This window comes from Clostridium pasteurianum DSM 525 = ATCC 6013, assembly GCF_000807255.1.
Lineage (GTDB): Bacteria > Bacillota > Clostridia > Clostridiales > Clostridiaceae > Clostridium_I > Clostridium_I pasteurianum.
Genome location: NZ_CP009268.1, coordinates 70,750 through 93,692 on the forward strand (window position 1 = coordinate 70,750; position 22,943 = coordinate 93,692).

At 34.3% G+C, this 22,943-nt stretch carries 13 protein-coding genes, 6 tRNA genes and 5 rRNA genes; 21 read left to right on the forward strand and 3 right to left on the reverse strand.

Annotated elements, in window-relative coordinates; genetic code table 11:
* Window positions 1-21 precede the first annotated feature (21 nt).
* The 12 genes from CLPA_RS00335 (at window position 22) to CLPA_RS00390 (ending at window position 8,605) form a co-directional block, all read left to right on the forward strand.
* A 23S ribosomal RNA gene (locus tag CLPA_RS00335) occupies window positions 22-2,919 on the forward strand.
* A 200-nt stretch (window positions 2,920-3,119) separates the two neighbouring features.
* A 5S ribosomal RNA gene (gene rrf / locus CLPA_RS00340) occupies window positions 3,120-3,236 on the forward strand.
* A 28-nt stretch (window positions 3,237-3,264) separates the two neighbouring features.
* Window positions 3,265-3,339: transfer RNA gene (locus tag CLPA_RS00345), tRNA-Glu, on the forward strand.
* Between the two features lie 59 nt (window positions 3,340-3,398).
* Window positions 3,399-3,482: transfer RNA gene (locus tag CLPA_RS00350), tRNA-Leu, on the forward strand.
* A 10-nt stretch (window positions 3,483-3,492) separates the two neighbouring features.
* Window positions 3,493-3,567, forward strand: a tRNA-Gly gene (locus CLPA_RS00355).
* A gap of 4 nt (window positions 3,568-3,571) precedes the next feature.
* Window positions 3,572-3,645: transfer RNA gene (locus CLPA_RS00360), tRNA-Gly, on the forward strand.
* Window positions 3,646-3,651: 6 nt separating this feature from the next.
* Window positions 3,652-3,728 (forward strand) — tRNA-Arg (locus CLPA_RS00365).
* A 432-nt stretch (window positions 3,729-4,160) separates the two neighbouring features.
* Window positions 4,161-4,856, forward strand: a complete 696-nt coding sequence (sfsA, locus tag CLPA_RS00370; RefSeq protein ID WP_003448234.1) for a DNA/RNA nuclease SfsA — start codon at window positions 4,161-4,163, stop codon at window positions 4,854-4,856.
* An 82-nt stretch (window positions 4,857-4,938) separates the two neighbouring features.
* Entirely contained in the window at window positions 4,939-5,478 is a 540-nt protein-coding gene (locus CLPA_RS00375; protein ID WP_003448233.1) for an NAD(+) diphosphatase, read from the forward strand.
* Window positions 5,479-5,874: 396 nt separating this feature from the next.
* Window positions 5,875-6,570, forward strand: a complete 696-nt coding sequence (locus tag CLPA_RS00380; protein WP_003448231.1) for a beta/alpha barrel domain-containing protein — start codon at window positions 5,875-5,877, stop codon at window positions 6,568-6,570.
* Window positions 6,571-6,793: 223 nt separating this feature from the next.
* Window positions 6,794-8,305: a carboxypeptidase M32 gene (locus CLPA_RS00385; protein ID WP_003448229.1), complete on the forward strand. Its 1,512-nt coding sequence runs from the start codon at window positions 6,794-6,796 to the stop codon at window positions 8,303-8,305.
* 114 nt (window positions 8,306-8,419) lie between these two features.
* The gene (locus CLPA_RS00390) at window positions 8,420-8,605 is read left to right on the forward strand and encodes a hypothetical protein (protein ID WP_003448227.1); all 186 of its coding nucleotides are present in this window, start codon (window positions 8,420-8,422) and stop codon (window positions 8,603-8,605) included.
* Window positions 8,606-8,709: 104 nt separating this feature from the next.
* Here CLPA_RS00390 and CLPA_RS00395 read toward each other — a convergent pair whose 3' ends face one another.
* Both CLPA_RS00395 and CLPA_RS00400 read right to left on the reverse strand, forming a co-directional pair.
* Window positions 8,710-9,354: a DUF4230 domain-containing protein gene (locus CLPA_RS00395; RefSeq protein ID WP_003448225.1), complete on the reverse strand. Its 645-nt coding sequence runs from the start codon at window positions 9,352-9,354 to the stop codon at window positions 8,710-8,712.
* 171 nt (window positions 9,355-9,525) lie between these two features.
* Entirely contained in the window at window positions 9,526-10,698 is a 1,173-nt protein-coding gene (locus tag CLPA_RS00400) for a class I SAM-dependent methyltransferase (RefSeq protein ID WP_003448223.1), read from the reverse strand.
* 271 nt (window positions 10,699-10,969) lie between these two features.
* On the opposite strand from CLPA_RS00400, the gene CLPA_RS00405 reads away from it, so the two are divergent.
* The 7 genes from CLPA_RS00405 to CLPA_RS00435 all read left to right on the forward strand — a co-directional run bounded on the left by CLPA_RS00405 (window position 10,970) and on the right by CLPA_RS00435 (window position 18,918).
* Entirely contained in the window at window positions 10,970-11,911 is a 942-nt protein-coding gene (locus tag CLPA_RS00405; protein WP_003448221.1) for a GNAT family N-acetyltransferase, read from the forward strand.
* Between the two features lie 255 nt (window positions 11,912-12,166).
* Window positions 12,167-13,673: ribosomal RNA gene (locus CLPA_RS00410) — 16S ribosomal RNA — on the forward strand.
* Between the two features lie 226 nt (window positions 13,674-13,899).
* Window positions 13,900-16,797, forward strand: a 23S ribosomal RNA gene (locus tag CLPA_RS00415).
* Between the two features lie 200 nt (window positions 16,798-16,997).
* Window positions 16,998-17,114: ribosomal RNA gene (gene rrf / locus CLPA_RS00420) — 5S ribosomal RNA — on the forward strand.
* The 16S, 23S and 5S rRNA genes sit together here with 1 tRNA gene alongside, the layout of an rRNA operon.
* A gap of 48 nt (window positions 17,115-17,162) precedes the next feature.
* Window positions 17,163-17,238 (forward strand) — tRNA-Lys (locus tag CLPA_RS00425).
* A gap of 453 nt (window positions 17,239-17,691) precedes the next feature.
* On the forward strand, window positions 17,692-18,018 hold the full coding sequence (locus CLPA_RS00430; RefSeq protein WP_003448203.1) for a hypothetical protein: 327 nt from the start codon (window positions 17,692-17,694) through the stop codon (window positions 18,016-18,018).
* Between the two features lie 93 nt (window positions 18,019-18,111).
* Window positions 18,112-18,918: an MBL fold metallo-hydrolase gene (locus CLPA_RS00435; protein WP_003448204.1), complete on the forward strand. Its 807-nt coding sequence runs from the start codon at window positions 18,112-18,114 to the stop codon at window positions 18,916-18,918.
* A gap of 105 nt (window positions 18,919-19,023) precedes the next feature.
* Here the strand turns inward: CLPA_RS00435 and CLPA_RS00440 are convergent, their stop codons facing one another.
* The gene (locus CLPA_RS00440) at window positions 19,024-19,407 is read right to left on the reverse strand and encodes a zinc-ribbon domain-containing protein (RefSeq protein ID WP_003448205.1); all 384 of its coding nucleotides are present in this window, start codon (window positions 19,405-19,407) and stop codon (window positions 19,024-19,026) included.
* Between the two features lie 121 nt (window positions 19,408-19,528).
* Between CLPA_RS00440 and CLPA_RS00445 the strand changes: the two genes are divergently transcribed.
* Both CLPA_RS00445 and pflB read left to right on the forward strand, forming a co-directional pair.
* Window positions 19,529-20,380: a DUF6414 family protein gene (locus CLPA_RS00445; RefSeq protein ID WP_003448206.1), complete on the forward strand. Its 852-nt coding sequence runs from the start codon at window positions 19,529-19,531 to the stop codon at window positions 20,378-20,380.
* A gap of 302 nt (window positions 20,381-20,682) precedes the next feature.
* The gene (gene pflB / locus CLPA_RS00450; protein ID WP_003448207.1) at window positions 20,683-22,905 is read left to right on the forward strand and encodes a formate C-acetyltransferase; all 2,223 of its coding nucleotides are present in this window, start codon (window positions 20,683-20,685) and stop codon (window positions 22,903-22,905) included.
* Window positions 22,906-22,943 lie beyond the last annotated feature (38 nt).

The following is a 22,943-nucleotide window of genomic DNA, read 5'->3' on the forward strand; positions in this document are numbered from 1 at the left end:
TAACGCCTAAAAGAGTAACAAGGTCAAGCTACAAAGGGCGCATGGTGAATGCCTTGGCACTAGAAGTCGAAGAAGGACGTGACAAGCTGCGATAAGCTTCGGGTAGGCGCAAATAGCCTGTGATCCGGAGATTTCCGAATGGGGCAACCCACATGTTTAACGACATGTACTGTATACTGAATTCATAGGTATATGGAGACATACCCGGGGAACTGAAACATCTAAGTACCCGGAGGAAGAGAAAGAAATATCGATTTTCTTAGTAGCGGCGAGCGAAAAGGAATCAGCCCAAACCAGGGACTTTGTCCCTGGGGTTGTGGATAGATTATCACTGCATAATATCTTAACCGAAGAGTTCTGGAAAGCTCTACCGCAGAAGGTAATAGTCCTGTAGGTTAAAAGAGAAAATTGCAAGATCTAATCCAGAGTACCACGAGACACGTGAAACCTTGTGGGAAGCTGGGAGGACCACCTCCCAAGGCTAAATACTAACTAGTGACCGATAGTGAAGCAGTACCGTGAGGGAAAGGTGAAAAGAACCCCGGAAGGGGAGTGAAATAGAACCTGAAACCGTGTGCCTACAACCGGTCGTAGCACTTTTTATGTGTGACGACGTGCTTTTTGTAGAACGAGCCAGCGAGTTACGGTATGCAGCAAGGTTAAGCACTTATGGTGCGCAGCCGAAGGGAAACCAAGTCTTAACAGGGCGACTAGTTGCATGCTGTAGACCCGAAACCGGGTGACCTATCCATGGCCAGGTTGAAGCGGAAGTAAAATTCCGTGGAGGACCGAACCACATTGGTGTTGAAAAACCATGGGATGAGCTGTGGATAGCGGAGAAATTCCAATCGAACTCGGAGATAGCTGGTTCTCCTCGAAATAGCTTTAGGGCTAGCGTCGATTAATTGAGTTATGGAGGTAGAGCACTGAATGAGGTAGGGGCTGACAACAGTTACTGAACTCTATCAAACTCCGAATGCCATATACTTTTATTTCGGCAGTCAGACTGCGAATGATAAGATCCGTAGTCAAAAGGGAAACAGCCCAGATCATCAGCTAAGGTCCCAAAGTGTAAGTTAAGTGGTAAAGGATGTGGGATTTCTAAGACAACTAGGATGTTGGCTCAGAAGCAGCCACTCATTTAAAGAGTGCGTAATAGCTCACTAGTCAAGAGATCCTGCGCCGAAAATGTCCGGGGCTAAAACTTACCACCGAAGCTATGGGCTCGTAAGAGCGGTAGAGGAGCTTCCTGCACCGGTTGAAGTCGTACCGTAAGGAGCGGTGGACAGTGCAGGAGTGAGTATGCTGGCATAAGTAGCGAGAACTAAGTGAGAATCTTAGTGGTCGAAAACCTAAGGTTTCCTGAGGAAGGCTCGTCCGCTCAGGGTTAGTCGGGTCCTAAGCCGAGGCCGAAAGGCGTAGGTGATGGATAATCGGTTGATATTCCGATACCACCTTTCTCCGTTATGAGAGATGGGGTGACGCAGAAGGATAAGATGTGCGCACTATTGGATGTGCGTCTAAGCACTAAGACGTGCAGGCTGGCAAATCCGCCTGATTAGTCAAGGTGTTATGGGGAGCTAATTTTTAGCGAAGTATCTGATTTCACACTGCCAAGAAAAGCCTCTATCAAGGAAAAAGGTGCCCGTACCGCAAACCGACACAGGTAGGTGAGGAGAGAATCCTAAGACCATCGGAAGAATCGTTGTTAAGGAACTCGGCAAATTGACCCCGTAACTTCGGGAGAAGGGGTGCCTGCTTTTAGCAGGCCGCAGAGGATAGGCCCAAGCAACTGTTTAGCAAAAACACAGGTCTCTGCTAAAGCGAAAGCTGATGTATAGGGGCTGACGCCTGCCCGGTGCTGGAAGGTTAAGGGGATCCGTAAGAGTAATCGAAGCGGTGAACTTAAGCCCCAGTAAACGGCGGCCGTAACTATAACGGTCCTAAGGTAGCGAAATTCCTTGTCGGGTAAGTTCCGACCCGCACGAATGGCGTAATGATTTGGGCACTGTCTCAACAACGAATCCGGCGAAATTGTAGTGCAAGTGAAGATGCTTGCTACCCGCGATTGGACGGAAAGACCCCGTAGAGCTTTACTGTAGTTTAGCATTGAGTTTCGGTATTGTCTGTACAGGATAGGTGGGAGACTGGGATACAGTGGCGTCAGCTGCTGAGGAGTCGACCTTGGGATACCACCCTGACAGTACTGGAATTCTAACCGGAGGCCATGAAGCTGGTCACGGGACATTGTTAGATGGGCAGTTTGACTGGGGCGGTCGCCTCCTAAAAAGTAACGGAGGCGCCCAAAGGTTCCCTCAGCGCGGTTGGAAATCGCGCGAAGAGTGCAAAGGCAAAAGGGAGCCTGACTGCGACACAAACAAGTGGAGCAGGGACGAAAGTCGGGCTTAGTGATCCGGTGGTTCCTCGTGGGAGGGCCATCGCTCAACGGATAAAAGCTACCTCGGGGATAACAGGCTGATCTCCCCCAAGAGTCCACATCGACGGGGAGGTTTGGCACCTCGATGTCGGCTCGTCGCATCCTGGGGCTGAAGTAGGTCCCAAGGGTTGGGCTGTTCGCCCATTAAAGCGGCACGCGAGCTGGGTTCAGAACGTCGTGAGACAGTTCGGTCCCTATCCGTCGCGGGCGTAGGAAATTTGAGAGGAGCTGTCCTTAGTACGAGAGGACCGGGATGGACTGACCTCTGGTGCACCAGTTGTCACGCCAGTGGCACAGCTGGGTAGCTATGTCGGGAAGGGATAAACGCTGAAAGCATCTAAGCGTGAAGCCCACCTCAAGATAAGATTTCCCATAGCGTAAGCTAGTAAGACCCCTGAAAGAACATCAGGTTGATAGGTCAGAGGTGTAAGTGCAGTAATGTATTCAGCTGACTGATACTAATAGGTCGAGGGCTTGACCAAAATAAAACGAAGAAATAAAATTACTTTACCAGTTACTATGCAATTTTGAGAGTATAATTTTTTAGTTAAAAATTAAGAATTAAGAGTTAAGAATTTAGGAAAAAACTCCTAAGGAGTTTTAAAAGATTAAATTAAAGGAATTCCATAGGAATTTCATCAATAACTCTCAACTTTTAACTATTCACTCTTAACTTAATATATCCAGTGTCTATGACTTAGAGGTAACACTCCTTCCCATTCCGAACAGGCAGGTTAAGCTCTAATGTGCTGATGGTACTGCAGGGGAAGCCCTGTGGAAGAGTAGGTCGACGCTGGGTAAGTATTCTATGAATACTTAAATTATAAGGCCCCTTGGTCAAGCGGTTAAGACACCACCCTTTCACGGTGGTAACATGGGTTCAAGTCCCGTAGGGGTCACCAATTACTTGTGCTTGGTTTTACACCAATGTTTAACTGAGCATTTGTTTATAAGTATTTATGCAGGTGTGGCGGAATTGGCAGACGCACTAGACTTAGGATCTAGCGCCTATGGCATGGGGGTTCGACTCCCTTCACCTGCACCATAATACTTAAGCGGGAGTGGCTCAGTGGTAGAGCGTCACCTTGCCAAGGTGAACGTCGCGAGTTCGAATCTCGTCTTCCGCTCCATTATGCGGGTGTAACTCAATGGTAGAGTGCCAGCCTTCCAAGCTGGTTACGAGGGTTCGATTCCCTTCACCCGCTCCATTATATGCGTCTTTAGCTCAGCTGGATAGAGCAACGCCCTTCTAAGGCGTGGGCCAGGGGTTCGAATCCCTTAAGACGCACCAAGAGAATCTTCATTTAAGAAGGTTCTTTTTTTATTTTAAATAGTATTTTTATATGATCTGTGCATAATATTGGATTTATACACAGATTTTTTTAGATATCCACAACTTTATGTGAATAAGTATTATAATCTGTGTATATATATTGTATTTTAAAAATATAATATTTCAATATATAGTATTGTGTATAATGTTAATAATTTATCTACAAAGATAAAACTACAATATAACTATTTATAAAGCTTTATTTATTATATTGTGCATAAGTTATCAACATGTTATGTTGATATAAAATTAATAGTAATTTATGCTATTATTAAGTTTTAAACAAAATTACCAATATAAATATAGAACTTTCTATGTTAAACTATGCCTAAAGAATAATAATTGTGTTTATTAAGTAATAATAACATTATATGAATGGAAGATGATTATATGAATATAAATAAGAATATAGTATCTGCAGAATTTATAAGTAGACCTAATAGATTTCAGGCTTATGTAAAATTAAATAATGAAATCATTATGGTTCATGTTCCTAACACAGGCAGATGTAAGGAGATATTAATACCTAAAACTACGGTGATTTTAAGGGAAGAGAATGGAATAAACCGAAAAACTAAGTATGATTTGATTGCTGGATATAAAGGCGATAAACTTATAAATATAGATTCTCAAATACCAAATAAATTAGTTTATGAGGCATTATTGCAACGTAAAATAAGTAAATTAAAAAAATTTAATACTATAGAAAAAGAAAAAATGTATGGAAATAGTAGATTTGATTTTAAGCTTACAGATTCTAATGGCAATATATATTATTTAGAAGTAAAAGGAGTTACTTATGAAGAAAATGGGAATGCAAAGTTTCCAGATGCGCCTACAGAACGAGGAACGAAACATTTAACTGAGCTTATTGATGTGAAAAAGGATGGAATGAGTGCGGGAGCCATGTTTATTCTTCAAATGGATAATATGAAATCATTTAGTCCCTATGATTCTATGGATCCTAAATTTGCAGAAGCTCTAAAAAAAGCTAAAGAAAATGGAGTTGACATTTTTGCTTATGAGTGTAATGTTGGAGAAGAATTTATAACTATATCTAATGAAATAAATGTTATAATAAAATAATGTACATTAAATATAAATTTAATTATAATATTTATATATAATTAATGTAACAAGATAAATATCTAGGAGGATAACTAAAGCTATGAAATTTAAATATTGTCCTATATGTGGTGGAAAATTGGAAGAAAAATATAGCTATGATGAAGGTGGAGTTCCCTATTGCGCTAAAGATGATGTGATGTATTTTGATACTCCTAAACCTTGTGTAATAGTAGCTGTTGTTAAAGATGATAAAATATTATTATTAAAACAAAGTTATATTTTTAAGAACTCAAAGGTATTAGTGTCGGGCTATGTTACAAATGGAGAGAATGTAGAGGATACGGTTTTAAGAGAAGTTAAAGAAGAAACTGGAATAGTAGTTAAAGAACCTCAGTATTTAGGTAGTTATTATTTAAAATCAAGAGAAATAATAATGTTAACGTTTATGGTTAAATATGAAAGTGGAAATATAATTAAATCAGATGAAGTAGAGTGGGTTGATTGGAGCAATCTGGAAGATGCACTTTGCGAAATGTGCGAAGATGAAATAGGGAAAAGTGTAGTTAGAAAAGTACTTCAAAATATAGGATATAAAGATGAAAAAGCTTATAGATGTGATGATGGAAGTTGTAGCTTATAAATATAGTGAAATTAATTAGTATTAATTTTATTACAGATAATTCTTAAATATACAGCTATAAGTTTTTATATATTCAATTTTATTTGTAATAAGAAAATAGTTTATTGAGTACGTAAAAAAGAATCTTTTCTAACTTATCAAAGATTCTTTTTTTAGTTAATTCTTATAAACAACTAATTTCGATATATTAAGAAATATAATTTTAAGTATAGATTTAAGTTATTAATAGTTAATTATTAACCATTAAATATAGTAAAATTGTAGCTAACGTGATAATATAAACTTAGAAATATTTGTATATTAAGTTTTAAAATTTCCAATCTATGCTCTAGTATGTTTGTTTATGATTAACCAGAAAAAACAATATAAATAAGAATATGGTATAGAGGTGATTACATGAGTAATAATAAATATGTTCCTGATATAAAAGGGACCTTAAGAAGTCATATGATAGAATTACCAGAAGTTATAAGAAGTGCCAGTGGTATACGAATATTTGGTAAAAAATTAAAATCATTTGTTTTTACTACGGATGTTGCAATAATAAGAAATACCAATGCTGATGCTGTTATTGCAGTATATCCATTTACCCCTCAGCCTGTAATTACAGCAGCATTAGTTTTAGCATCAGATGTTCCAGTTTTTTGTGGAGTAGGAGGGGGATTGACTACTGGAAAGAGAGTTATTAATTTAGCTTTGGATGCAGAATTTAAGGGTGCCATGGGAATTGTTTTAAATGGTCCTACTTCAAATGAGGTTATAAGACTTGTAAGAGAAACTGTAGATATACCTATTGTTGTAAGTGTTCTTTCTGAATATGATGATATTCAAGCTAGAATTGATGCAGGAGCTACTATTTTAAATGTTACAGGAGCAAAAAGAACTGCTTATATAGTTGGAAAAATAAGGGAACGATTTCCCGATTTTCCTATTATAGCTACTGGGGGCCCTACGGAAGAATCAATAATGGAAACCATTGAATCTGGTGCTAATGCGATAACTTATACACCACCAACTAGTGCTAAAATTTTTAGTGGTATAATGAATACTTATAGGGAAAGATACAAAGAACAAGAAAATAGGCAGAAATAGAATACTGTAAGAGGTGCTTATAATGATCAGAGAAGGATCAAACTGTAAATATTGTTTAGAATTAAAATTCAATAAATGTGATGGAAAAACTAATGAGTGCATGTGCAAACGCTGTCCTAGGCATTTAGGGCAGTGCTTAATCACAAGATATTGCAGAGAAACGGAATCAGTATTGTATAGTCATTAGTAGAAAATTTATTATACTTATGGGAGGTATATAAATTTGGCAAAGGAAATTAAAGAAAATCTGAATAATCTTAAGGAATACCTAAAAAAATTAGAATATTTAACAAGTTCAATAGCTCTAATTCAGTGGGATAGTATGGTTAATATGCCTAGTAAAGCTATTAGATATAGAAGTGAAATATTAGGATATCTTTCTGAAAAAAAATATAAAATGTCTACATCAAAAAAAATTAAACAGTATATTGACTTTTTTAGCGATCTAAAGGATTTAGATAATATAACTAAAAGAACTATAAAAAAAATATCTAAGGAGTATTATAAAAATAAAAAGATACCTAAAGAAGAATATAAACAATATGTAATCGCAGGCACTATCTCAGGAGCAGCTTGGGAAAATGCTAAAATAAATAAGGATTTTGAAATATTTGAACCTCATTTAAAGAAAATGGTTGAATATAATCAGAAATTTGCTGAGTATTGGGGCTTTAAAGAAAATAGATATGATGCACTTTTAGATATATATGAGCCAGGTATTACTACAGAAAAGTTGGACGTAGTTTTTAATAATTTAAAAGATGCTATTGTAGATTTATTAAATAAAATAAAAGATTCAGATAATAGTCCCAATATTGAATTTTTCATAGGTAATTTTCCACGAAAAGATCAAGAGAAATTTGCTAAAGAGATAATGTATAGTATGGGTTATGATTATGAGTATGCTGGTAGAATAGATGAATCTATACATCCATTTACAACCAATTTTGGGAATAAAGATGTTAGAATAACTACTCATTATTATGAAAATGACTTTAGACCTGCTTTATTTAGTTGTATACATGAAGCTGGGCATGCCATATATGAGCAGGACATTCCAGATTCTCTTCAAGGAACTTTACTTGCAGAAGGTGCATCTATGGGTATCCATGAATCACAGTCCAGATTTTATGAAAATATTATAGGTAGAAGTAAATATTTTTGGAAGTTTTTTTATAAAAAAGCATTAGAGAAGTTTCCACAATTTAAAGATATATCTTTGGAAGATTTTTATAGAGGGATAAATTTTGTAGAGACATCATTGATTAGAACTGAAGCTGATGAGTTAACTTATAGCCTACACATAATAATAAGATATGAAATTGAAAAATTACTTATAAATGGTGACATTTCAGTACATGAGCTTCCGAGTATATGGAGTAAAAAATATAAAGATTATTTAGGTGTAGAACCTAAGAATGATGCAGAAGGAATATTACAAGATATACATTGGTCTGATGGCAGTTTTGGTTATTTCCCTAGCTATGCTTTAGGAAATCTTTATGGAGCTCAATTTTTTAATAAAATGAAGAAAGATATATCTGATATATATGAACAAGTATCAATAGGTAATTTTACTGTAATTCATAATTGGCTAAAAGAAAATATTCATAAATATGGTTCAATATATAAGCCAACAGAATTAATCAAGAAAGTTACAGGAGAAGAACTTTCAGAGAAGTATTTTATTAAGTATTTAAATGCAAAATTTAAGGAAATATACAAGATAAATTGAATTGAAGCTATTATAAAAATTGAATTGAATTTTTATAATAGCTTTTTATATTAAAAGGAATTATTTTTTATAAAATGACAAACAATAATAAAAAATAATACAGGTGGTGTTTATATGCTTGAGAGTGAAATTAAAAATATAATAGCTCAAAATTGTAATTCATATGAAACTAAATTTAAAATAATTAATATGAGCGTAGGAAGACTCTGTGAAAGTTGTAATAATTGTATAAATTTTAGAGAAGATATATGCTCAAAAGGTTTGTTTAACGAAATGAAAGATATAATAAGTATAAATTAATATAAGAAATTTTTTACAAAAGTATTTATTTAATTTCATTAGTATATGAGCTAATTATTCTAGTATTAGGGACTTAATACTAGAATAATTAAAGTTAAAGATTATTATTGAAATTTAATATTTATAGAATAGTTCGCGTTGGACATGGAAGTAATCAAATTTCTCATTGATTTTTGAGAGTTATCTATAGCTTTATTATAATATTGATCTTCCATCATTTTGCTCTTCATTTTATTCTTTACAGTGGATATTAATTGTTGATGTTCTTCAGTGGATAATTTTATGTCACCGAATCTCAGTAGTCCATTTTCAGGAGTTTCATAAATCGTTTTTTCTTCATTTAAAGTAATCATTTCTACAGAGGGTTTTGGCAAAGCTATAGATATTAAATTTTTATTTATACTGATATTATTATAATTTATAGAAGAAAGATCTACTACATAAACACCACTACCTATAAAGTCTATATTTTGTATTTTTTTAAAAATAGGCAAGTTTCCCCAACTATTGTCTATAGTCATCTTTTCATTTAGATTTACTTCCGTAGTTATAAGTTTTTGTTTTTGCTTAATTCCAGTTATTAACGTTTCTTTTGAAATAAATTTTTTAGAAGAATCTGTTGATTTAGTGATTGTCCAAGACTTAGAATCAGCTTTAGGGGTTACGTAAATTCTGTATGCAATAGTAAAACCTAGGATTAAACATAATAGCATTAGTATAATTGTTCTCTTTTTAACAATTATCCTCATTGATTTTAACACCCTCCTAAAATAACATTTTTTATTATGAGTATTATTGTATCATATATGTTATCTATTAATAGAAAAAATCTATTAATAAAAGTAAATATTTCATTAATAACGTAAATTTAAGATTATAAAAATTTTATATAAAATAATTGAAATTTATAAAATAAAAAATTAATTATTTAAAAAATCATATAAAGCTGGGTATACATTTAAATCTGACATAAGTTTAATGTATGAATCAAATGCATTTTCATTTTCTTCTTTAATTTTTATAGCTCTTATCATTAAATTTTTGGGTGTTTCTAAAGGAGAAATGTATTCAACTATAGATACATCATATCCTTTAGCTTCTAACATGAGAGATCTCATTCCATCGGTTAATACATCTGCAAGACGCGTTTTAAATACACCATGTTTTAATATGTCTTTAAATGGTTCATATTTGTATTGACTTGAAAATTCTTTATGACAACAGGGGACAGCTATTATAGCATCTGCTTTTATTTTTATACCTAAAGCTATAGCCATATCTGTAGCTGTATCACAAGCATGAAGAGATATAACTACATTTATTTTTTTATCTGGTTTGTATTGTTTTATATCTAATGCCTTAAATTCCATATTTCGATAATCTAAATTTTCAGCCATTTTTTGTGAAGATTTTATGACTTCTTCAGAATGATCAAGACCAATAAAATAGCATTTAATTTTCTTTACTTCAGTGAAATAATAATTTAATACAAAAGTTAAATAAGATTTTCCACAGCCGCAGTCTAATATAGTTATTATGTTGTTTTTAGGAAGTTTATCAATTATACCCTCAAGTAATTCTACATAATGATCTATTTGATTATACTTTCGTATTTTATCATTTCTTATTTTATAATCTTTGCTCATTATATTTAGTTCTTTTAGAAGTTTATCTGCTTTTCCAACCTTAATATAATAATTACGATTTAAAAGTGAAGAAGTAGTAGTAGTATGATTAGTGTCTATTGAGTTGTTTTTACTTTCTTTTATGTCAAGGTTAGACATTTTTACATTTTTATTATCTGCTGAAATTAATATATTTGAACCTCTTTCACTATATATTAAGGATAGTGATTCATAATTATTTGAATCTATTAATATCTTATCTATTAATTCATCTATATATAGTAATTCTGTTTTTCCATTAAAATTATATTTAATTTTGTCATTGTAATATGTTCCATTACCATTAAAGTTTTTTAAACCTGCAGTATATGAAACTGTTATAGAATTAAATGTTGAGTTATCAGTTTCGAATCTACTTTTAATACCAATAAGAAATAATTTTAATTTATTTAAGCTCTGTTTATTCATATTGAAAATCACCTTTACACCTTTCAAAAATAATAATTTATAGACTATTATATAATATCATTAAAAATCTTCATACAATAATAAATTTACAAATATTATTTTAACCTGGATAAATTAAATAATCCTGAAATTATTAAAATGATATTTAAAAATTATTTTAAGATATCACAAGCTTTCGAGAGTTAATTAAGCATACAATATAAAAAATCTATGATATAATGATTAAATGGATAATTTACAATAAATTTCATAAAAATCAGGTGGTATTATAATGCTTAAAGATATACACATAAATATGGAATTAGCAAAGGGTTCTAAAAGTGAATACATAATAAGGGACAGGTTAGGTATAACAATTGGCAGGATAAATATAATTTATATTTCAACAGAAAATAAGTATTGCCATTCCAAAATTAAATTCTATAGAGATGATTCGCAAGGTATAATTTATCTTAAAGAAGCTATAAAAATTTTTATAGAACATTTGTTTAGAGATAAAAAAATATATAAAGTAAATATATCTGCTGATGAGGATATTTGTACAAGACCTTTCATTGACTTAGGGTTTATTTTAGAAGGTATAATAATGGATAGTATTTATTATAATAATTTAAGAAAAAGTGAAATATTATTTGGTATAAATTATAATATTTATGGTAACTTGAATACTACAAATATTCTGAGGATTAAAAGTAATAATATAAATTTAAAGATACTGACTCCTGATGATTCCATGGATTTATTACATTATTATATAAAAAATAAGAAACACTTAGAACCTTATGAACCAAAGCGAGAAGATAGTTTTTATTCAATTGAATCTCAACATCAAGTTTTAATGGAAAACTATAAACAATTTATAAGTGGTACAGCTGCTTGTTTTGGTGTATATAAGGATAAAACATTTATAGGTAAAATACAGATATCTGGAATAATATATGGTATATTTAAAAGTGGAATAGTAGGCTATTCAATTGATAAGGAATATCAGGGCAAAGGATATATGAAAGAAGCCTTGGGTAAAATTATTGAATATGCATTTAATGAGATGAATTTACATAGATTAGAAGCATCTACTTTAATCGATAATAAAAGATCTCAATTTCTCTTAAAAAGTTGTGGATTTAAAGAAATAGGGATTAATGAAAAATATCTTTTTATTGATGGTCAGTGGAAGGATCATATTACTTTTTATAAAATAAAAAATAAATGATGATTATATACATTATTTTAAATTTAAAAAATAATTTTATTATAGATTTAAATAAAAATTATAATAAGTCGTTGACAAATACTTTTGTTAATGTTATTATATAAAAGCTGTCAGATGACAGTGATTGATCTTTGAAAATTAAACAGAGTATAAGAATAGTAAGTAAACCAGCAATTCTTTAGATTTTAAGAAATTAAAATTGAGAGTAACAAACTCTTCATTGAGAAGAGAAGCGATGAGCTAACATCAAACTTATAAATTGAGAGTTTGATCCTGGCTCAGGACGAACGCTGGCGGCGTGCTTAACACATGCAAGTCGAGCGAGAAACCTTCGGGTTTCTAGCGGCGGACGGGTGAGTAACACGTGGGTAACCTGCCTCAAAGAGGGGAATAGCCTCCCGAAAGGGAGATTAATACCGCATAATATTAAAGCTTCACATGGAGCTTTAATTAAAGGAGTAATCCGCTTTGAGATGGACCCGCGGCGCATTAGCTAGTTGGAGAGGTAACGGCTCACCAAGGCGACGATGCGTAGCCGACCTGAGAGGGTGATCGGCCACATTGGAACTGAGACACGGTCCAGACTCCTACGGGAGGCAGCAGTGGGGAATATTGCACAATGGGCGAAAGCCTGATGCAGCAACGCCGCGTGAGTGATGACGGTCTTCGGATTGTAAAGCTCTGTCTTTTGGGACGATAATGACGGTACCAAAGGAGGAAGCCACGGCTAACTACGTGCCAGCAGCCGCGGTAATACGTAGGTGGCAAGCGTTGTCCGGATTTACTGGGCGTAAAGGATGTGTAGGCGGATACTTAAGTGAGATGTGAAAGCCCCGGGCTCAACCTGGGGACTGCATTTCAAACTGGGTATCTAGAGTGCAGGAGAGGAAAGCGGAATTCCTAGTGTAGCGGTGAAATGCGTAGAGATTAGGAAGAACATCAGTGGCGAAGGCGGCTTTCTGGACTGTAACTGACGCTGAGGCATGAAAGCGTGGGGAGCAAACAGGATTAGATACCCTGGTAGTCCACGCCGTAAACGATGAGTACTAGGTGTAGGAGGTATCGACTCCTTCTGTGCCGCAGTTAACACAATAAGTACTCCGCCTGGGAAGTACGGTCGCAAGATTAAAACTCAAAGGAATTGACGGGGGCCCGCACAAGCAGCGGAGCATGTGGTTTAATTCGAAGCAACGCGAAGAACCTTACCTAGACTTGACATCTCCTGAATAGCGTAGAGATACGTGAAGCCCTTCGGGGCAGGAAGACAGGTGGTGCATGGTTGTCGTCAGCTCGTGTCGTGAGATGTTGGGTTAAGTCCCGCAACGAGCGCAACCCTTATCATTAGTTGCTACCATTAAGTTGAGCACTCTAGTGAGACTGCCCGGGTTAACCGGGAGGAAGGCGGGGATGACGTCAAATCATCATGCCCCTTATGTCTAGGGCTACACACGTGCTACAATGGTGAGAACAACGAGATACAATACCGTGAGGTGGAGCTAAACTTGAAAACTCATCCCAGTTCGGATTGCAGGCTGAAATTCGCCTGCATGAAGTTGGAGTTGCTAGTAATCGCGAATCAGAATGTCGCGGTGAATACGTTCCCGGGCCTTGTACACACCGCCCGTCACACCATGAGAGCTGGTAACACCCGAAGTCCGTGAGGTAACCTTTATGGGGCCAGCGGCCGAAGGTGGGATTAGTGATTGGGGTGAAGTCGTAACAAGGTAGCCGTAGGAGAACCTGCGGCTGGATCACCTCCTTTCTAAGGAGTAATTGCAGCAGGATAACTGTTGTATACATTGGTTTCTTACTCTTGTCTCTGTTTAATTTTGAGAGATCAATTCTCTTAAAATGTACTTTGAAAATTGCATAGAGAAACAAAGTAAAGTAAAAAATAATCCTTTGTATAATATGATTTTAATCGAAAGATTGAAATTAAAACAAATAAAGACTAAACTCTAAAAGGCTAACGCCTAAAAGAGTAACAAGGTCAAGCTACAAAGGGCGCATGGTGAATGCCTTGGCACTAGAAGTCGAAGAAGGACGTGACAAGCTGCGATAAGCTTCGGGTAGGCGCAAATAGCCTGTGATCCGGAGATTTCCGAATGGGGCAACCCACATGTTTAACGACATGTACTGTATACTGAATTCATAGGTATATGGAGACATACCCGGGGAACTGAAACATCTAAGTACCCGGAGGAAGAGAAAGAAATATCGATTTTCTTAGTAGCGGCGAGCGAAAAGGAATCAGCCCAAACCAGGGACTTTGTCCCTGGGGTTGTGGATAGATCATCACTGCATAATATCTTAACCGAAGAGTTCTGGAAAGCTCTACCGCAGAAGGTAATAGTCCTGTAGGTTAAAAGAGAAAATTGCAAGATCTAATCCAGAGTACCACGAGACACGTGAAACCTTGTGGGAAGCTGGGAGGACCACCTCCCAAGGCTAAATACTAACTAGTGACCGATAGTGAAGCAGTACCGTGAGGGAAAGGTGAAAAGAACCCCGGAAGGGGAGTGAAATAGAACCTGAAACCGTGTGCCTACAACCGGTCGTAGCACTTTTTATGTGTGACGACGTGCTTTTTGTAGAACGAGCCAGCGAGTTACGGTATGCAGCAAGGTTAAGCACTTATGGTGCGCAGCCGAAGGGAAACCAAGTCTTAACAGGGCGACTAGTTGCATGCTGTAGACCCGAAACCGAGTGACCTATCCATGGCCAGGTTGAAGCGGAAGTAAAATTCCGTGGAGGACCGAACCACATTGGTGTTGAAAAACCATGGGATGAGCTGTGGATAGCGGAGAAATTCCAATCGAACTCGGAGATAGCTGGTTCTCCTCGAAATAGCTTTAGGGCTAGCGTCGATTAATTGAGTTATGGAGGTAGAGCACTGAATGAGGTAGGGGCTGACAACAGTTACTGAACTCTATCAAACTCCGAATGCCATATACTTTTATTTCGGCAGTCAGACTGCGAATGATAAGATCCGTAGTCAAAAGGGAAACAGCCCAGATCATCAGCTAAGGTCCCAAAGTGTAAGTTAAGTGGTAAAGGATGTGGGATTTCTAAGACAACTAGGATGTTGGCTCAGAAGCAGCCACTCATTTAAAGAGTGCGTAATAGCTCACTAGTCAAGAGATCCTGCGCCGAAAATGTCCGGGGCTAAAACTTACCACCGAAGCTATGGGCTCGTAAGAGCGGTAGAGGAGCTTCCTGCACCGGTTGAAGTCGTACCGTAAGGAGCGGTGGACAGTGCAGGAGTGAGTATGCTGGCATAAGTAGCGAGAACTAAGTGAGAATCTTAGTGGTCGAAAACCTAAGGTTTCCTGAGGAAGGCTCGTCCGCTCAGGGTTAGTCGGGTCCTAAGCCGAGGCCGAAAGGCGTAGGTGATGGATAATCGGTTGATATTCCGATACCACCTTTCTCCGTTATGAGAGATGGGGTGACGCAGAAGGATAAGATGTGCGCACTATTGGATGTGCGTCTAAGCACTAAGACGTGCAGGCTGGCAAATCCGCCTGATTAGTCAAGGTGTTATGGGGAGCTAATTTTTAGCGAAGTATCTGATTTCACACTGCCAAGAAAAGCCTCTATCAAGGAAAAAGGTGCCCGTACCGCAAACCGACACAGGTAGGTGAGGAGAGAATCCTAAGACCATCGGAAGAATCGTTGTTAAGGAACTCGGCAAATTGACCCCGTAACTTCGGGAGAAGGGGTGCCTGCTTTTAGCAGGCCGCAGAGGATAGGCCCAAGCAACTGTTTAGCAAAAACACAGGTCTCTGCTAAAGCGAAAGCTGATGTATAGGGGCTGACGCCTGCCCGGTGCTGGAAGGTTAAGGGGATCCGTAAGAGTAATCGAAGCGGTGAACTTAAGCCCCAGTAAACGGCGGCCGTAACTATAACGGTCCTAAGGTAGCGAAATTCCTTGTCGGGTAAGTTCCGACCCGCACGAATGGCGTAATGATTTGGGCACTGTCTCAACAACGAATCCGGCGAAATTGTAGTGCAAGTGAAGATGCTTGCTACCCGCGATTGGACGGAAAGACCCCGTAGAGCTTTACTGTAGTTTAGCATTGAGTTTCGGTATTGTCTGTACAGGATAGGTGGGAGACTGGGATACAGTGGCGTCAGCTGCTGAGGAGTCGACCTTGGGATACCACCCTGACAGTACTGGAATTCTAACCGGAGGCCATGAAGCTGGTCACGGGACATTGCTAGATGGGCAGTTTGACTGGGGCGGTCGCCTCCTAAAAAGTAACGGAGGCGCCCAAAGGTTCCCTCAGCGCGGTTGGAAATCGCGCGAAGAGTGCAAAGGCAAAAGGGAGCCTGACTGCGACACAAACAAGTGGAGCAGGGACGAAAGTCGGGCTTAGTGATCCGGTGGTTCCTCGTGGGAGGGCCATCGCTCAACGGATAAAAGCTACCTCGGGGATAACAGGCTGATCTCCCCCAAGAGTCCACATCGACGGGGAGGTTTGGCACCTCGATGTCGGCTCGTCGCATCCTGGGGCTGAAGTAGGTCCCAAGGGTTGGGCTGTTCGCCCATTAAAGCGGCACGCGAGCTGGGTTCAGAACGTCGTGAGACAGTTCGGTCCCTATCCGTCGCGGGCGTAGGAAATTTGAGAGGAGCTGTCCTTAGTACGAGAGGACCGGGATGGACTGACCTCTGGTGCACCAGTTGTCACGCCAGTGGCACAGCTGGGTAGCTATGTCGGGAAGGGATAAACGCTGAAAGCATCTAAGCGTGAAGCCCACCTCAAGATAAGATTTCCCATAGCGTAAGCTAGTAAGACCCCTGAAAGAACATCAGGTTGATAGGTCAGAGGTGTAAGTGCAGTAATGTATTCAGCTGACTGATACTAATAGGTCGAGGGCTTGACCAAAATAAAACGAAGAAATAAAATTACTTTACCAGTTACTATGCAATTTTGAGAGTATAATTTTTTAGTTAAAAATTAAGAATTAAGAGTTAAGAATTTAGGAAAAAACTCCTAAGGAGTTTTAAAAGATTAAATTAAAGGAATTCCATAGGAATTTCATCAATAACTCTCAACTTTTAACTATTCACTCTTAACTTAATATATCCAGTGTCTATGACTTAGAGGTAACACTCCTTCCCATTCCGAACAGGCAGGTTAAGCTCTAATGTGCTGATGGTACTGCAGGGGAAGCCCTGTGGAAGAGTAGGTCGACGCTGGGTTATACTAAATAACAAAGTTTATTTTAGTATTTATTAAATTTAATATTTGGTTTACTAGCTCAGTTGGTAGAGCACATGACTTTTAATCATGTTGTCCGGGGTTCGATTCCCCGGTAAGCCACCAAAATTATCCTTATTTTAAGGATGTTTTTTTATTTTTAATAAAATATAGTTTTAATTATACTTTTTTATAAGAGTTGTTTAAAATATTAAAATGTATAAATTTATATTTAAATAAGAAGTTATGATAATGTTTATAAATAATTCAGACTAATTCATGTTATTTTTAAGATTCAGAGTTATTTTATTTAAATATATAGATTAATTTTTAATTTTCTAGTAATATAAATTAGAAAGCTAATTTATATTACTAGAATTTAATTTATATTAGTATATGAATTAATCTATGAGTCTAAAATATTATTATAATATTAATATAAAAAATATATAGATAAGTTAGTATAATAATTTGTATTGAATAATTATAGTAAGTAATTATATAGTGAATTTATTACGATAATATATTAACTGTTATGTATCTAAAAGACTTTATACTTTATAAAGAGGAGTGTTTAAAATGAAAAGTTTTCAAGATCTTGTTAAAGAAACATTGGAACTTCGTGATTTAGAGGAATTAGAATCAGCAGCGGATTTATTTCAATTTGGAATAGAGAAAGGTTATTATAACAAAAGGCAAGCAGATGAATTTAATAATATTTATTGGAAAGTTAAAAATAAATGTTTAGGGTATGAAGTTGCAGAAGTTGTAAAGGGCAATACTTTAGATATTATAAGTATAGTTACTAATGCGCCTGCAGATATAAAGGATAAAAGAAATGAGCTAATTGGATATGTTAATTCCAGATTAAAGGCACTTAAAGGAAAAGTGACAGGGATTAGATAATTATGTATTATATAAAGTGAAGTTTCTTTAATGTTTATATTTATAGTGTGAAGTATTTTTATATGATTTTCTATGCAGGAGGAGAGTTGAAAAATGAATGAAATAACAATGCTGGGTACTGGAGCTGCAATGGTTACAAGATGTTATAATACTTGTTTTACAATTTCAAGTAAAGATGAATACTTCCTCATAGATACAGGGGGAGGCAATACTATACTTTCAAATTTGGAGAAAATGGATATACCTATAAACAAAATACACGATGTATTCATTTCTCATAGTCATAATGATCATGTAACGGGTATTGTATGGATAATAAGAGCAGTAGCGCAACAGATTATTAATGGTAATTATAAAGGAAAGCTTAATATCTACTGTCATAGGGATGTAGTGGATATAATAAGAACGATAAGTAAGCTATTACTTCAAAAGAAATTTGTAGATCATATTGATAAAGATATTGTCTTTGTTGAGGTATATGATGGTTGTAAATTAAATATATTGGATATAGACATTCAATGTTTTGATATTAAAAGTACTAAACTTCTTCAATTTGGATTTGTTGCTAAATTTAATAATGGTAAAAAGTTAACATTTTTAGGAGATGAACCTTTTAATGAGAATTTAATTAATTATGCATATAAATCTCAATATCTTATGCATGAGGCATTCTGTCTGTACTCTGAAAAAGAAAAATTTAAGCCTTATGAAAAACACCATTCCACTGTAAAGGATGCTTGTGAGAATGCTTCAAAATTAGAAGTGGAAAATGTTATATTATTTCATAGTGAAGATAAAAATTTAAAGCAAAGAAAAAAATTATATGCAGAAGAAGGTAAAAAATACTTTGATGGAAAAATAATTGTTCCAGATGATCTTGAAATTATAAAAATTCAATAAAAAATAGTCTTAAAAATTTTTAAGGCTATTTTTTATATTATGAATATATTTCTTAATGTCATTGAATTTTCTAACAATTTATTATTTATATATATAAATAAATTTTTAAGATTTTTTTCTAGTTTTTTGTTTAAATCCGCAATGTTCACAGTAAACAGCATTTTTTGTAAGTTCATTTCCGCACAAAGGGCATATTTTTTTATTTTGAACTTTTAATATTTTCTTTTCTATAGATGAAATTTTATATTTTATTTCATCTATCTCTTTACAGTATTTTATGAAGTTATTATTTACAAATCTATCTTTCATATATTGAGCATATATTTTTTTACCTATTTTAGCATATAAAACATCTATTTTCTTTTCTTCACAGGAAATATCTAGATTTAATTTTGATATTTCTATAAATTCGCCTGTTTTCTTTACAGCAGAACTAGCATTACTTTCAATAGAATCTTTTAATTTTGTAAAATTGTAATGTATAGGCATATTTATTCCTCCTATTTTATACAATATAGCTATAATATTATACGAATAAATGAATGAATCTGTTCTATAAAAATATAATATAAGTTTTAAAATTTAGTATTAATGATGTGGAGTGATATTTATGACTGAAAATAAAGCTTTCATACCTCTATATTTGAATAATGATATGATTAATAATCTTTTTACTATAGTAGTACAAGAATTTGTTGAATCAAAAAGTGTTAATACAAAGAATCAAATTACTATTAATTATAGAGGCCCAATGAGTGAATTTTCAGATGAACTATTTGGAAAATATGTTCAAGGAGATATTAATGTTCAAGTAGTGAATGAATTTTCAAAGCAAAAGACACAAGCAAGTATTTCAAAGGATATAGAAGTATTTATGAATTTAAGAAAGTTACTATTTAAAAATAATCTAATCAGAGATATATCTTTAAATGAAAATATTAATAATGTTAATGAAAATGATTTTGTTATAATGAAATGTAGGTTATTACAAAACCCTATAGTTTACTATTTACAAAATTTGGTGAATAATATGGAAATACAAAATGTATTTGGTAATATAAAAAGTATAAATAGCAGCAAATTTGAGGTGCTTAGAAATTTAAAGGAATATATGAATACATGGAAAACTAATAATTGTATTAAATGCGTAACTACTGAATTATGTACACCTAAATCTAGATTTATAGTTCCTATAGATTTAGCTTATAATATAAGTAGATTTAATTATATTGGAAATTGCAAGATAAATATAATGGGAAAAGTAATAAATTTCATAGATAAAAAAAATTATGACTATATGCAATTATTCGGTGATAATTCTTTAAATTTTATAAATGAAAATTATTTTATAAATTTTATGAATTTAAATAATATAGAAAATAACATAGAAACTTTCAGCAACAAGTTTATTTGTGATGATGGAAATATGATAGAAGTATTACCTATAGCTATATTCATATAGCTTAATCTAAATGAGTAATATGTTATATTAAAATATTTACAATATTCCAAGTAAGATTTATTTTTGTTTTTGAAGTAAAATTTTTACAAAACATAAAAAAATAAATACTTTTAATTATAAATAGAGATATGATATAATGTGAAATATGAAAAGTCTAACTTATGTTAATTAAGATATTATTTATATTGTTGAAATAAGATGATTAATTAGTTATAATATCTATATAATAAAAATTATTAATTAGTAACAATTAAAAACAATTTCATTATAAATTAATTAGCATAGAATAAGGAGATGATATTTTGTTTAAACAATGGGAAGGCTTTCAAGATGGAGAATGGACTAATGATGTAAATGTAAGAGACTTTATCCAAAAAAATTATAAAGAGTATACTGGAGATAAAAGCTTTTTAAAGGGTCCTACAGAAAAAACTAAAAAAGTTTGGGATAAAGCAGTTTCACTTATTTTAGAGGAATTAAAAAAGGGAATACTTGATGTAGATACAGAGACAATCTCTGGAATAAATAGCTTTAAACCTGGATATTTGGATAAAGATAATGAAGTTATAGTAGGTTTTCAGACGGATGCACCATTAAAGAGAATAACTAATCCTTTTGGTGGAATTAGAATGGCAGAACAATCACTTAAAGAATATGGCTTTAAAATTAGTGATGAAATGCACAATATATTTACAAATTATAGAAAAACACACAATCAAGGTGTATTTGATGCTTATTCAGAAGAAACAAGGATAGCTAGGTCTGCTGGAGTATTAACAGGACTTCCAGATGCCTATGGAAGAGGAAGAATAATAGGAGATTATAGAAGAGTAGCCCTGTACGGAATAGATTTCTTAATACAAGAGAAAAAGAAAGATTTAAGTAATCTTAAAGGTGATATGCTGGATGAGCTTATAAGACTTAGAGAAGAAGTATCGGAACAAATAAGAGCTCTTGATGAGATTAAAAAAATGGCTCTTTCTTATGGTGTGGATATATCAAGGCCAGCTGTTAATGCTAAAGAAGCAGCTCAGTTTTTGTATTTTGGGTATTTAGCAGGTGTAAAGGAAAATAATGGTGCGGCTATGTCACTTGGAAGGACAAGTACGTTCTTAGATATTTATATTGAAAGAGATTTAGAGCAAGGATTGATTACAGAAGACGAGGCACAAGAAGTAATAGATCAATTTATTATAAAACTTAGACTGGTAAGACATTTAAGAACACCAGAATATAATGAATTGTTTGCAGGAGATCCAACTTGGGTTACTGAATCTATAGCTGGAGTTGGAATAGATGGAAGAAGCCTTGTTACAAAGAATTCTTTTAGATATCTTCATACATTAATAAATCTTGGATCAGCACCTGAACCTAATATGACAGTATTGTGGTCAGAAAATTTACCAGAAAGCTTTAAAAAATTCTGTGCGGAAATGTCTATTTTAACTGATTCAATTCAGTATGAAAATGATGATATTATGAGACCTATATATGGAGATGATTATGCAATTGCCTGCTGTGTATCTGCTATGAGAGTAGGAAAAGACATGCAATTCTTTGGAGCTAGATGTAATCTTGCTAAATGTCTCCTTTTAGCAATAAATGGTGGTGTAGATGAAAAGAAAGGTATAAAAGTTGTTCCTGATATTGAGCCTATAACAGATGAAGTATTAGATTATGAAAAAGTAAAGGAAAATTATTTTAAAGTTCTTGAATATATGGCAGGACTCTATGTTAATACTATGAATATAATACACTTTATGCATGATAAATATGCCTATGAAGCTAGTCAAATGGCACTTCATGATACCAAGGTAGGAAGACTTATGGCTTTTGGTATTGCAGGATTTTCTGTAGCAGCTGATTCCCTAAGTGCAATACGATATGCTAAAGTAAAACCAATAAGAGAAAATGGTATAACTGTAGATTTTGTTAAAGAGGGAGATTTCCCTAAGTATGGTAATGACGATGATAGAGTAGATAGTATAGCTGTAGAAATTGTTGAAAAATTTTCTGATGAATTAAAGAAGCATCCAACTTATAGGAATGCTAAACATACGCTTTCAGTGCTTACTATTACATCAAATGTAATGTACGGTAAAAAGACGGGTACAACACCAGATGGAAGAAAGGTTGGAGAACCATTAGCACCTGGGGCTAATCCAATGCATGGAAGAGATATGGAAGGAGCATTAGCATCCTTAAACTCAGTTGCTAAAGTGCCATATGTATGCTGTGAAGATGGAGTTTCAAATACATTTTCTATAGTACCAGATGCATTAGGAAATGATCATGATGTAAGAATAAATAATTTAGTTAGTATTATGGGTGGATATTTTGGGCAAGGAGCTCATCACTTGAATGTTAACGTGCTAAATAGAGAAACATTAATTGATGCTATGAATAATCCTGATAAGTATCCAACGCTTACTATAAGAGTTTCAGGATATGCTGTCAATTTTAATAGACTTTCAAAGGATCATCAAAAAGAAGTTATAAGTAGAACTTTTCATGAAAAATTATAATAAATAGAGGCTGTCTCACAATTTATAAATTGTGAGAC

What these genes read in the sequence shown, in the direction of transcription:
- CLPA_RS00440 (WP_003448205.1), bottom strand. Translation starts at nt 19,407, where the DNA reads ATGCCTATACATTACAATTTTACAAAATTAAAAGATTCTATTGAAAGT.
- CLPA_RS00390 (WP_003448227.1), top strand. Translation starts at nt 8,420, where the DNA reads ATGCTTGAGAGTGAAATTAAAAATATAATAGCTCAAAATTGTAATTCA.
- CLPA_RS00430 (WP_003448203.1), top strand. Translation starts at nt 17,692, where the DNA reads ATGAAAAGTTTTCAAGATCTTGTTAAAGAAACATTGGAACTTCGTGAT.
- CLPA_RS00400 (WP_003448223.1), bottom strand. Translation starts at nt 10,698, where the DNA reads ATGAATAAACAGAGCTTAAATAAATTAAAATTATTTCTTATTGGTATT.
- CLPA_RS00435 (WP_003448204.1), top strand. Translation starts at nt 18,112, where the DNA reads ATGAATGAAATAACAATGCTGGGTACTGGAGCTGCAATGGTTACAAGA.
- CLPA_RS00445 (WP_003448206.1), top strand. Translation starts at nt 19,529, where the DNA reads ATGACTGAAAATAAAGCTTTCATACCTCTATATTTGAATAATGATATG.
- CLPA_RS00405 (WP_003448221.1), top strand. Translation starts at nt 10,970, where the DNA reads ATGCTTAAAGATATACACATAAATATGGAATTAGCAAAGGGTTCTAAA.
- CLPA_RS00375 (WP_003448233.1), top strand. Translation starts at nt 4,939, where the DNA reads ATGAAATTTAAATATTGTCCTATATGTGGTGGAAAATTGGAAGAAAAA.
- CLPA_RS00380 (WP_003448231.1), top strand. Translation starts at nt 5,875, where the DNA reads ATGAGTAATAATAAATATGTTCCTGATATAAAAGGGACCTTAAGAAGT.
- CLPA_RS00395 (WP_003448225.1), bottom strand. Translation starts at nt 9,354, where the DNA reads ATGAGGATAATTGTTAAAAAGAGAACAATTATACTAATGCTATTATGT.
- sfsA (WP_003448234.1), top strand. Translation starts at nt 4,161, where the DNA reads ATGAATATAAATAAGAATATAGTATCTGCAGAATTTATAAGTAGACCT.